Source organism: Glycomyces arizonensis DSM 44726 (genome assembly GCF_000482705.1).
Classification (GTDB): Bacteria; Actinomycetota; Actinomycetes; order Mycobacteriales; family Micromonosporaceae; genus Glycomyces; species Glycomyces arizonensis.
In genome coordinates this window covers 76,248-87,640 of record NZ_AXWO01000003.1, presented here as the reverse complement: position 1 = coordinate 87,640, position 11,393 = coordinate 76,248, and the positions used below count along the sequence as shown (strand labels likewise).

At 71.0% G+C, this 11,393-nt stretch carries 10 protein-coding genes; 1 reads left to right on the top strand and 9 read right to left on the bottom strand.

Features of this window, described 5'->3' with window-relative positions; genetic code table 11:
• Window positions 1-20: 20 nt before the first annotated feature.
• The 7 genes from H613_RS0104865 to H613_RS0104835 all read right to left on the bottom strand — a co-directional run bounded on the left by H613_RS0104865 (window position 21) and on the right by H613_RS0104835 (window position 7,068).
• Complete coding sequence (locus H613_RS0104865; RefSeq protein ID WP_026922935.1) at window positions 21-1,088, bottom strand: response regulator; 1,068 nt, start codon at window positions 1,086-1,088, stop codon at window positions 21-23.
• A 36-nt stretch (window positions 1,089-1,124) separates the two neighbouring features.
• Window positions 1,125-2,705, bottom strand: a complete 1,581-nt coding sequence (locus H613_RS24400; RefSeq protein ID WP_084546360.1) for a sodium/solute symporter — start codon at window positions 2,703-2,705, stop codon at window positions 1,125-1,127.
• On the bottom strand, window positions 2,705-3,043 hold the full coding sequence (locus H613_RS31295) for a hypothetical protein (RefSeq protein ID WP_026922934.1): 339 nt from the start codon (window positions 3,041-3,043) through the stop codon (window positions 2,705-2,707). Before H613_RS31295 ends, H613_RS24400 begins: the two co-directional genes overlap by 1 nt.
• 46 nt (window positions 3,044-3,089) lie before the next feature.
• A complete protein-coding gene (locus H613_RS0104850) occupies window positions 3,090-3,890 on the bottom strand; it encodes a LytR/AlgR family response regulator transcription factor (protein ID WP_026922933.1) in 801 nt (266 codons plus the stop codon).
• On the bottom strand, window positions 3,887-4,891 hold the full coding sequence (locus H613_RS0104845; RefSeq protein ID WP_026922932.1) for a histidine kinase: 1,005 nt from the start codon (window positions 4,889-4,891) through the stop codon (window positions 3,887-3,889). The genes H613_RS0104850 and H613_RS0104845 overlap by 4 nt, the downstream gene beginning before the upstream one ends.
• A 138-nt stretch (window positions 4,892-5,029) precedes the next feature.
• Window positions 5,030-6,709, bottom strand: coding sequence for a monocarboxylic acid transporter (locus tag H613_RS0104840; protein ID WP_026922931.1), 1,680 nt, complete (start codon window positions 6,707-6,709; stop codon window positions 5,030-5,032).
• Window positions 6,706-7,068, bottom strand: coding sequence for a DUF485 domain-containing protein (locus H613_RS0104835; protein ID WP_026922930.1), 363 nt, complete (start codon window positions 7,066-7,068; stop codon window positions 6,706-6,708). Before H613_RS0104835 ends, H613_RS0104840 begins: the two co-directional genes overlap by 4 nt.
• Before the next feature lie 397 nt (window positions 7,069-7,465).
• On the opposite strand from H613_RS0104835, the gene H613_RS0104830 reads away from it, so the two are divergent.
• Window positions 7,466-7,885 carry a VOC family protein gene (locus tag H613_RS0104830; protein ID WP_026922929.1) on the top strand — a complete coding sequence of 140 codons (420 nt, stop codon included), beginning with the start codon at window positions 7,466-7,468 and terminating at the stop codon, window positions 7,883-7,885.
• A 77-nt stretch (window positions 7,886-7,962) separates the two neighbouring features.
• Here the strand turns inward: H613_RS0104830 and H613_RS0104825 are convergent, their stop codons facing one another.
• Window positions 7,963-8,925 carry a sigma-70 family RNA polymerase sigma factor gene (locus H613_RS0104825; protein ID WP_026922928.1) on the bottom strand — a complete coding sequence of 321 codons (963 nt, stop codon included), beginning with the start codon at window positions 8,923-8,925 and terminating at the stop codon, window positions 7,963-7,965.
• A 106-nt stretch (window positions 8,926-9,031) separates the two neighbouring features.
• Entirely contained in the window at window positions 9,032-11,065 is a 2,034-nt protein-coding gene (locus H613_RS0104820) for a putative bifunctional diguanylate cyclase/phosphodiesterase (protein ID WP_026922927.1), read from the bottom strand.
• Between the last annotated feature and the right edge of the window lie 328 nt (window positions 11,066-11,393).

Sequence of the window (11,393 nt, the reverse complement as noted above, 5' to 3'; positions counted from 1 at the left end):
AATCGTTTAACCGCCGCTCGTCACCGCTGTCCCCACAGGAGCCGACGCGAGGCTCCCTCGCCTTGCTGGTGGCGGCGCTGCCCGACGACGTCGATCACCTGGTTCACCAGTTCCTCGGGGCTGCTGGTGGCGCAGACGGCGCGCGGGTGGACGGCGGCGGCGGTCCCGTTCGAACCGCTGAAGAAGATCCCGGGCGTGGGGATCCCGGCGCTCACCATGTGGTCGAGCAGCGTCATGCCCGCCGAGGCGCCAGCGGGCTCGTTGTCGCGGCGCATGTCGGTGATGACGAGGTCGTAGGAGGCGGTCCTCATGGCGCGCATGGCCTCTTCGGTGGAGGCGACGGTGTCGACCTTGATTCCGGCGGTGCGGAAGAGCCGCACCAGGGACTCGTTCCACTCGTGGTGGTCGTCGACCCACAGGATCGCGCCGCCTTGGAGCAGGTCGGTGGAGAGTGCGAGCCGCGTGGCGGCCCTGAGCCCGCGCTGGGACTCGGCGGGGCCGGGCAGCGAGGGGCGGGTCCGGTAGGACGGCCGGGGGTCGGTCGGGGGGAGCTCGGGCACGGGCTCGGTGGTGGAGTGGTACGGGTCGCTCAGCACCGGGAAGCGCTGCTCGGGTGGGACCGGCGGGTACATGCGCTGCGGCGGGGTCTCCTCGGCGGGTGGCGCCTCGGTCTCGACCGGCGCTCTCTCGTCGGGGTCGTCCTCCATGTCGGCGGTGGCCGAGTCCGGGTCTTTCGGCGGACGTGACCTGCCTTGGATGGATACGCTATCGATGGAACCTATGGCAGCGGTGTGGGTGTCACCGCTTATAAAGATGCCCCGCTGTGAAACCCCGTCAGCCGGGCGCGGATCGCTCGACGACGGCGGGGCCGTGACGGCGGCGTCGGGGTCCTCCGCCCGGCTGCGGGACGCCAGCTCGATGGCCTCCCGGGCGAGCTCCACCGAGACGAACGGGGTCTCGACCCTGGCTATGCGGTGGGATTCGCGGGTGAGGACGCGGCGGGCGACCACGAGGGCGGCGACGGCGAACCCGAGCCATATGAGCGTGGGCAGGACGCGGATCAGCTCGATCCACATGGCCTCGGTCATGGCGGTCTCCAAAGGGGGTGTCGGACCCGGCGCTCCTCACCGTATCGCGTCCCCGCCATCGCCGCGGCCCTCGGTCGGCCCGAGTCCGCTGCGGGGCAAGGGAGCCTGCGCCTCGCCGGGGGCGTCGAGCGGTTTTCGCGGCCGCGGGGGCTCGGCGCTGTAGCGGCCGGGCAGGTGGAGGCGCAGGACCGCCTCGGAGGCCCATTCGGGGACGGACGAGGGCCGCGAGGCGAGGATCATGGCCGCGAACGCCAACGGAACCGTCCACAGTGCTGGTTGTGCCAGCAGGATCGCGACGGCCCCCGGTTCGATGTCGATGAACACCGAGGTGAGGGCGGCGCCGGTGGAGGAGCCCGCGCCGATGAGGAGGCCGACGGTGGCGCCGGTGGCGGTCAGGCCGCGCCACCAGATGCCGAGGGCGAGCAGGGGGCAGAACGTGGAGGCCGCCACCGCGAAGGCCCAGCCGACCAAGACGTTGATGTCGACCTCCTCGGACGGGAGCGCCAGGGCGACGGCCAGGCCGGTGCCGACGGCGACGCCGAGCCGCAGCCGTTGCAGGGAGCCGCCGAACAGGTCGTGCGAGAGGCCCCCGGCGAGGGCGAGCAGGAGTCCCGAGGAGGTGGAGAGGAAGGCCGCGAAGGCCCCGGCCGCCACGAGCGCGGTGAGGACGGCGCCCACGGCGCCGGGGGCGATGGCGCCGGGCACCAGGACGGGGATGACGTCGGTCTCGGAGGGGCTGGGCGCGACGACGCGGCCGAGGAGCCCGTAGACGACGGGGAACAGGTAGAAGGCGCTGAGCAGGACGATGACGCTGACGGCGACGCGGCGGGCGGCTCGGGCTCCGGCGACGGTGTGGAAGCGCATGACGACGTGGGGCAGTCCCATGGCGCCCAGGGTGGTGGCGAGGAGGACCGAGACGGTGGCGAGCACGGGGTGGCCGGAATCGCCGAGGTCGAGCATGGGGCGCATCCAGTCGGCGTCGACCTCGGCGGGGTGGATCGCGGCGTGGCGGCGCTCGGGCCCGGCCAGGATGATGAGGAAGAGGGCGGGCCCGGCGATGAACGCGAGCTTGAGCAGGTAGTGGAAGGCCTGGACGTAGGTGGCCGAGCGCATGCCGCCGACGGCGATGGTGGAGGCGACGACGAGCCCGGCGCCGACCACGCCGATCCAGTAGGGAATGCCGCTGACCAGTTCGAGGACGACGCCCGCGGCCTTGAACTGCGGGATGAGGTAGAGCAGCATGATGACGAGGACGACGAGGCCGCACATGCGCCTGATGCGGGGCGAGCCGAGGCGGTACTCGGCGAAGTCGGGCACGGTGTAGGCGCCGCTGCGTCGCATGGGCCCGGCGACGAGGGCGGCGACGAGGACGTACCCGGCGGTGAAGCCGACGGCGTACCACATGGCGCCGACGCCGTTCTTGACCAGCAGCCCGGCCAGGCCGAGGACGGAGGCGGCCGAGACGTACTCCCCCGCGATGGCCAGGGCGTTCCATCCGGGGACGATGCGCCGGGAGGCGACGAGGAAATCCGGCGTGGAGCGCGCGGCCTTGACGCCCCACACGCCGATGACGATGCTGGCGGCGAGGACGAGGCTGATCGAGGCGAGGCCGAGCATCAGGAGTCCGATTCGATGCGTTCGGCGCGCCGCACGTGGACGGCGGCGAGGGCGAGCAGGACGGGGTAGGGCGCGAAGAACAGGACGGCCCAGCCGAGGCGCCCGGCGGCGAGGTCGGCGGCGACGAGGAGCGCGGCGAGGGCGCCGCCGAGGGAGAGGACGGTGCGGACGGCGAGGCGCCGTTGCCTGCGGAGGGCGCGTTCGGCGGCGTCGATGTCGATGGCGGTGGAGGCGATCGGAGGCCTGCCGGCGCGGCGGCCGCCGGGCCGCATGGCGTCGGTCCGGCGCCTGAGCGCCAGGCGGGTCTGAGGGCTGGTGATGCGGACCCGTTGGTTCATCGGCGTTCACTCCGGTCGGGGTCGGGCGCCGCCGGGCGGCGCGGGTTCAGGGGCGGCTCCGGTCGTTGCTCCTGGCGGCCTGGAGGAGGCGTTCGCGCAGCAGGCGCGAGTGGCGGCGGCTGACGGGGACCTCGCCCGCGCCGGTGAGCGCGACGAGTCCGGCGGTGGAGGTGACGCGCAGTTCGGTGATGGCGGCGAGGTTGACGAGGTAGGAGCGGTGGGCGCGGACGAATCCGGCGGCGTCCCAGACCTGTTCGAGGTAGGTGAGGGACTGGCGCAGGAGCACCGATTCGCGCCCGGCCGGGCCGGGGCGGTGCGCCGCGGGCGGCCGCGATTCGGGTCCGATGTGGAGGCGGACGTAGTCGCCGTGGGCCTCGGCGTAGGCGATGTCGTCGCGGCGGATGAAGACGGTGCGCCCGGCGAGTTCGACCTGGACGACGGCGAGGTCGTCGGCCTTCTCCCCGGTGGAGGCGGGCCCGGAGCGGTGGTGGTCGATGCGGGCGACGGCCTCGGCGAGGCGTTCGGGGCGGAAGGGCTTGAGGAGGTAGTCGACGGCGCCGAGCCCGAAGGCCTCGACGGCGTGGTTGTCGTAGGCGGTGACGAAGACGATGGCGGGGGCGTCGGTGAGGCGGGTGAGGACGCGGGCGACGTCCATGCCGTCGATGCCGGGCATGGCGATGTCGAGGAAGGCCGCGTCGAAGCTGCCGGAGCCGAGGAGGCGGACGGCCTCGCTGCCGCCGTCGGCGCAGACGACGTCGCCGACGGCGGCCTGCTCGGCGAGCTGGCCGGCGAGTTCGGCGCGGGTGGAGGGCTCGTCCTCGACGACGAGGACGCGGAGGCGTTTCACTGGGCGATGACTCCTCGGGCGTAGCGGGGTATGCGGACGGTGGCCTTGGTGCCCGCGCCGGGGGCGGTGTCGAGCAGGAGGCCGTATTCGGGGCCGTAGACGGCCCGCAGGCGCCGGTCGACGTTGGCCAGGCCGATGCCGCCGGTGCCGTTGGTGCCGCTGGTGCCGGTGAGGACGGCCTTGGCGTGTTCGGGGTCCATGCCGTCGCCGTCGTCCTCGACCTCGATGACGCACAGCGGGCCTTCGGAGAAGCCGCGGACGGCGATGTGGCCGACGCCGGGCCGCGATTCGAAGCCGTGGCGGATGGCGTTCTCGACGATGGGCTGCACGACGAGGAAGGGGATGGCGACGGGGAGCACCTCCGGCGCTATCTGGACGGTCATGTCGAGGCGGTCGTCGAAGCGGGCCCGCTGGAGTTCGAGGTAGGTCTGGACGGCCTGGAGCTCGTCGGCGACGGTGGCGTAGTCGCCGGTGGCGGCGAAGGAGTAGCGCAGGTAGTCGGAGAAGTCGGAGAGGAGCTCGCGGGCGCGCTCGGGGTCGGTGCGGGTGTGGGCCGAGATGGCGGCGAGCGCGTTGTGCATGAAGTGGGGCGAGATCTGGGCGCGGAGGGTGCGCAGGTCGGCGGCGGCGATGCGCTCGCGGGCGCGGGCGAGGTCGGCGTGGTCGAGGGCGGTGGCGACGAGGAGCGCGGCCTCGGCGACCTCGGCGTCGGTGACGTCCCCGGCGACGATGAGGCCTCCGGCGAGGTCGTCGGAGACGATGAGGGGCGCGGCTCTGAGGGGCGGGTCGGTCACGGTGTCGAGTTCGTCGAGGGCCTCGGCGAGGATCTGGGCGGTGGCGGCGGGGTCGAGGCGGCCCCAGGCGGCGAGGATGCGGTCGCCGTCGGCGAGGGCGACGGCGTCGGCGCCGAGGAGGCGGGCGAGGCGGCGGGCGGCGTCGTCGGCGTGCTTGCCGTGGAGGCCGTCGGCGAGGGCCTCGCCGATCTGGCGGGTGAGTCGCAAGGCGGCCAGCGTCGCCGCGTTCGAGCCGCGGCGGCGCAGCTGCTGGTGGGGGGATCTCGCGATCACCAGCCAACTGTAACGTGGGGCACATAAAGGGGCGGGGAGGGCCGAGGGTTGGCCCTCCCCGCCTGAGTGGACTCAGTGCCTGACGGCTCGCTCGGAGCCGGCACCCGTCAAGGCCCTCACTTGGAGAGTTGCGAATCTGTCGGGCCTCGACTCGGGGGACGTCCACGTACCGACCACGGCGCAGACGAGCCCCAGCGGGATGGACACCAAGCCGGGGTTCGACATCGGGAACCAGGCGATGTCGACCCCTTCGCCGAGCAGCGAATTGGGTGTGCTCGAGAAGACCGGTGAGAAGACCACCAGTCCGACGGCGGCGATGAGGCCGCCGTAGATGCCCGCCACCGCGCCGGCCGTGTTGAACCGCTTCCAGAACAGGCTCAGCAGCAGGGTGGGCAGGTTCGCCGAGGCGGCGATGGCGAAGGCCAGCGCGACCAGGAAGGCGACGTTGAGGCTCTGGGCGAAGATCGCCAGGACGATCGAGACGACGCCGACGCCGATCGCGGCGATCTTGGCGACGGCGACCTCTTCGCGGTCGGTGGCGGCGCCGCGCCGGATGACGCTGTTGTACAGGTCGTGCGCCAGTGACGAGGACGAGGCGATGACCAGTCCCGCCACGGTCGACAGGATCGCCGCGAACGCGGCCGAGGCGATGATGGCGAGCATGACGGCACCCGCGGTGGAGCCGCCGAGGTTGTCGCCGACCACCTGCGCCAGTTGGGGCGCCGCGGTGTTGCCTGCGGCGTTCTGCGCGGTGATCGCCTCCGCGCCGACGATGGCGGCGGCGCCGAAGCCGAGCACCAGGGTGAGCAGGTAGAACGAGCCGATGAGGCCGATGCCCCAGTTGATGGACTTGCGGGCGGTCCTGGCGTCGGGGACGGTGTAGAAGCGGATGAGGACGTGGGGCAGGCCCGCGGTGCCCAGGACCAGGGCGAGGGCGAGGCTGATGAAGTCGAGCTTGTTCCACAGCGTCTGCATGGCGTCGCCGGGCACGTCGACGCCGTAGCGCTGGCCCGGTTCGAGGAATCCGGCGCCGATGCCGGAGGCGTCGGCGGCATCGCCGAGCAGCGAGGAGAGGTTGAAGTTGTATTCGGCGAGGACGAGCACGGCGAGCAGGGCCGCGCCGCCGAGCAGCACGATGGCCTGGAAGATCTGGACCCAGGTGGTGCCCTTCATGCCGCCGAGCGCGACGTAGACGATCATGAGCAGGCCGACGAAGACGATGCCGACGTTGCTGGCGACCTCGGCGTTCATGCCGAGGAAGGTCTCGCCCTCCTTGATGCCCAGCAGGAGTGCGATGAGGGCTCCGGCGCCGACCATCTGGGCGAGCAGGTAGAAGATGGAGACGCTCATGGTGGAGACGGCGGCGGCGGTGCGGACGGGCCGCTGGCGCATCCGGAATGAGAGGACGTCGGCCATGGTGAACCGGCCGGAGTTGCGGAGCATCTCGGCGACGAGGAGCAGCGCCACGAGCCAGGCGACGAGGAAGCCGATGGAGTACAGGAAGCCGTCGTAGCCGGACAGGGCGATGATGCCGGCGATGCCGAGGAACGAGGCGGCCGACATGTAGTCGGAGGCGATCGCGAAGCCGTTCTGCCAGGACTTGAAGCCGCGGCCGCCGGAGTGGAAGTCGGTGGCGTCGCGCGTGTGGTTCCTGGCCCAGATGGTGATGACGATGGTGGCCACGACCATGAGCAGGAAGAGCACGAGGGTGAGGGTGCGGCCGGTCTCGGTCTGCTGTGCGAGGAGGTTCATCGGGCGTCCTCCTCGCCGTAGTGGAGCTCGTCGTGGAGCTCGGCGGCCTGGGGGTCGAATTCGCGCGCGGTGTGGCGCGAGTAGGCCCAGGCGATGCCGAAGGTGGAGACGAACTGCAGCAGGCCGAACACCAGGGCGACGTTGATGTTGCCGAACAGGACGGTGCCCATGAAGTCGCGGGCGTAGGCGGACAGGAGGGCGTACAGCAGGTACCAGGCGAAGAACCCGATGGTGGCGGGGACGATGAATCGGAACAGGCGGCGTTTGAGCTCGGTGAAGCGGGGGTCGTCGTACATGGCGGCGAGGTCGTCGTCGGTGACCGGGGGCGGTGGGCCGTCGCGCATCGGGGTCGTAGTCATCGGGCCTTCCTCCTTGAAGGGGGTGCCGTGCCGGTCGCGCGTCCCGCGCCCGACCGCACGGTGACGTGCATTACGAAGAAGGTAAGGCCCCGGCCTGCCAGTGAGAAGTGTCGATGTAACGCATGTCGCCGGGCGTCCGGTTTCTGCGCCGGGCCTGCGGTGAGCGGTCGGCGAGCGGTCGACCGGCGGTCGAGGGACAGCACTGGCCGGCGGTCGAGGGACAGCACTGGCCGGGGCGGTCGAGGGACAGCACTGGCCGGCGGTCGAGGGGAAGCGCTCGGGGCGGTCGAAGGAGTCGCTGCGAGGCGGTCGGAAGGAAAACCCGCCGGAAGCGATGAATCCGCGAAGCGGCGCTCGTCAGTACTGGTGAAGCAACGATACGAGAGAGGTGCCGAGCATGGGCGGCAAGATGATCTTCCTGAACCTTCCGGTGGCGGACCTGGACCGCTCCAAGCAGTTCTATGAGGCGATCGGCTGGTCGATCAACCAGGCCTTCACCGACGCGAACGCCGCCTGCGTGGTCGTCGACGACAACATCTGCCTGATGCTGCTGAGCAAGGACTTCTACGCCACGTTCACCAAGCGGCCGATCGCCGACACCGTCGCCGCGACCGGCGCGCTGTACGCGCTGTCGCTGGAGAGCAGGGAGGCCGTCGACGAGCTGACCGAGGCCGCGGTCAAGGCCGGCGGCACCGAGGAGTTCAACGAGCAGAAGCGGGCGCAGGAGTCCGAGGTCGGCATGCACGGCCGGGCCTTCCAGGACCTCGACGGCCACCAATGGGAGCCGTTCTTCATGGATTACTCGGGCGCCGCCTGAGACGAGCCTTCGCAGGAGACCCAGGACGCGAGACGGCCGCCCCGAGCGGGGCGGCCGTCTCGTCGTCGGCCCGGCTCTCAGGCGCCCTCGCGCAGTTCGCCGGGGAGGCCGAACAGCGGGAAGAGCGTGGCGGTGTCGAGGAAGTAGTTCAGGCCGGTGATGCGGCCTCCCTCGGTCTCCAGGACGGTGACCGACCACGGCTCCCACACGCCCGGCTCCTCGCTCGGCTTGTAGTGGCCGAACGCGGGCATGCCGTTGGCGCCGACGGGGACGAGCTTCGAGTCGCGGCAGGCCGAGCCGGGGCCGAGCATGAACTCGACGACGCTGCCGGGGCCGCGGAACCACATCGGGAACGGCGGCATGGACAGGGCCACGTCCTCGTGCAGCAGGGCGGTCAGCGCCTTCATGTCATAGGACTCGAACGCGGTGACGTAGCCGTCGACGAGGCGTTTGAGGTCGGCGTCGTCGACCGTGTACTCGTCGGCGGGGGTGGGCCGGACCTTCGCCATGGTGGCCTTGGCCCGCTGGAGGGCGCTGTTGACCGACGCGGGGCTGATCTCGAGGGTCTCGGCGGTCTCGGCCGCGGAGAAGCGGAGCACTTCGCGCATGAGCATCACGGCACGCTGCTTGGCGGGCAGGTGCTGGACGGCGGCGACGAACGCCAGGCGCAGCGAGTCCTTGGCCTCGGCGTGCTGGGCGGGGTCGGCGCCGAAGGCCATCGAGTCGGGAATCGGCTCGACCCACACGTAGTCGGGTTCGGGAGCGGGCAGCGGCGTCCCGGCGTCGGAGGCGGGGGCCAGGTCCATGGGGCGGGCGCGGCGCTGCGGGCCCTTGAGCATGTCCAGGCACACGTTGGTGGCGATGCGGTACAGCCACGAGCGCAGGCTCGAGCGGCCCTCGAAGGATTCGTAGGACTTCCAGGCGCGCGTGAAGGTCTCCTGGACCGCGTCCTCGGCCTCGAAGGACGATCCGAGCATCCGGTAGGCGTAGGCGCACAGCTCGCGGCGGTGCGGCTCGAAGGACTTGAGCACGTCGTTCATACCGATACGATTCCACACGGGTACGACAAGTGCGAGCGATCCTCGTGCCCTCGCCCGGCTCATGCGCTGGGCAAACGAGGGTTCCTATGTGGCCCAGCGGGGTCGGTCAGTGGTCGGCGGTGGCGCGGTGCTGGGCGAGCCAGCGGTCGAAGTCGTCGGCGCTCATCGGCTTGGCGAAGTGCCAGCCCTGCGCGAGTCCGCAGCCCCAGTCCTCCAGCTGCTGGCGGACCTTCTCGTCCTCGACGCCCTCGGCGACGACGCCGACGTCCAGTGCCCGCCCCAGGTCGATGGTGATGGAGACGATCGCGGCGTTGTCGGCGCGCTCGATCAGGTTGGTCACGAACGTCTTGTCGATCTTGATCTCGGTGACCGGCAGCCGCCGCAGGTGCTGCATGGACGAGAAGCCCGTCCCGAAGTCGTCGAGGCTGATGCCCAGACCGAGGTCGGAGAGGCGCTGGACGTTGTCGACCACGCGCCTGGCGTCGGCCATGAGGGCGCTCTCGGTGATCTCCAGCTGGAGGCGGGAGGCGTCCACGCCGTAGGTCTCGATCCGGTCGGTGAGGTAGTCGGCGAACTCGGGGGACTGGAGGTCGCGCACGCTGACGTTGACGGCCATGCGCAGCTGGAATCCGGCGTCGTTCCAGCGCCTGAGCTGGCGCAGCGCGATGTCGATGACGCGTTCGGTGAGCATCCGCATCACCGAGGAGTGCTCGGCGGTGGCGATGATCTCGGCCGGGTTGACCATGCCGCGCTCGGGGTGGTGGTAGCGCAGCAGCGCCTCGGCGCCGACGACCTCGCCGGTCCTGAGGCACACCTGCGGCTGGTAGTAGAGGTTCACGCCGGGCGCGTCGGCGCGGTCGAGGGCGCGGCGCAGGTCGCCCAGGAGCATGAGCCGCTCGGGCGAGTGGTGGTCGAACTCGGGCGCGTAGCGGGCGTAGGTGGCGGCGCGCTTCTTCGACTCGTCCATGGCGATGTCGGCGTGGCGGAACAGCGTCTGGTAGTCGCGGCCGTCGTGGGGGAAGACGGCGACGCCGACCGAGCCGTCGACCTCGATGGAGACGTCGTCGAGGACGATGGCCTTGTCGAGCCTGGCGCGGATCTCGCGGGCGCATTCGAGCGGGTCGGTCATGCCGTCGAGCTCGGCCCAGACGAACGCGAACTCGTCGCCGCCGAGGCGGGCGATGGCCTTGCCGGGGGGCTTGTCGGCGAGGAAGCGGTCGGCGAGCTCCATCAGGAGCTTGTCGCCGACGTCGTGGCCGAGCGCCGAGTTGACGTCGGCGAAGCGGTCGAGGTCGAGGATCAAGACGGCGACGTCGGTGCCGGTCTCCTCGGCGTCGACGAGCTTGCGCTCGACGGCCTGCTGGAAGCCCTTGCGGTTGAGCAGGCCGGTGAGGGGGTCGCGCTCGGCCTCGCGTTCGCGGGCGGCGGCGGTCTGGAGGATGCGGTAGACGCTGAAGATGGGGATGGCGGAGACGGCCACCAGCCACCAGGAGGTGGTGGCGGCGATCGCCAGCAGCGGCGAGATCGCGGTCAGGGTCAGGCGCAGGGCCCACTCGCTTCTGAACCAGTCCCAGAAGTGGCCGGGCCAGGAGCCGCCGACGCGGAACTTCATCGCGGTGGCCACGTGGGAGGTGGAGACGACGCTCCAGACCATTCCGGCGGCGAGGAGGCCGATGATCTGCGCCGGGGTGGAGTCCCACGGGCCGCCGCCGGAGATCACCGTCCACGTCCACCAGGCGGCGCACAGGGCGATGCCCATCTGGGAGAGGTTGAACGCCGAGCGCCACACCGACGAGCCGAGCTGCGCGAACAGGATCGTCATGGCCGCGCACTGGATGATGAGCGCGGGCAGGAAGCCCCAGGTGACCATGGTGGCGTAGACGTAGGTCAGGGAGACCATCGCGATCGGCGACATGCGCAGTCCGGCCCAGCGGGCGGGGCGGAGTTCGGCGACGAGGGCGAGGCCGGCGGTGAGCCACAGCGCGAAGGGCACGCTGAACCACCCGGTATCGGGACTGCCCGCGTAGGCCGCCGTCAGGACGGCGGCCACGATCGAGCACACGGCCACCGTTGCCAGGTAGCCGTAATACCGGCCCGGATGCTCTCGAGGCGCAGTGTTGCGCATGAGCGTCGTGGCCATATCGCTCCTCCCACTGCCACGGCTTTGGACGGTGACGCGCCAGAATCACCGTTGGACGGCCGTGACCGACTCCTCTGTCATATCGCGAATTTCGCTCCCAGACAACGCCGGGAGCGCATGCGGCACAGTTATGACCAGGCGCGACATGCCCGTGACAGAAACCGTTATCCACTCGTTCGCGGCGGCTTCGGCCCCGGCGCGCACACGCCTGGCGGCCGCGCGGGGCGAGACGAGATGACCCGGCGTAGCGGTGCGGGACGATTCCACGCAATGACTCTGCCTTGTTGTAACGAGGGCACCCCTGGTGGGGAATACGGATCGTTATTCA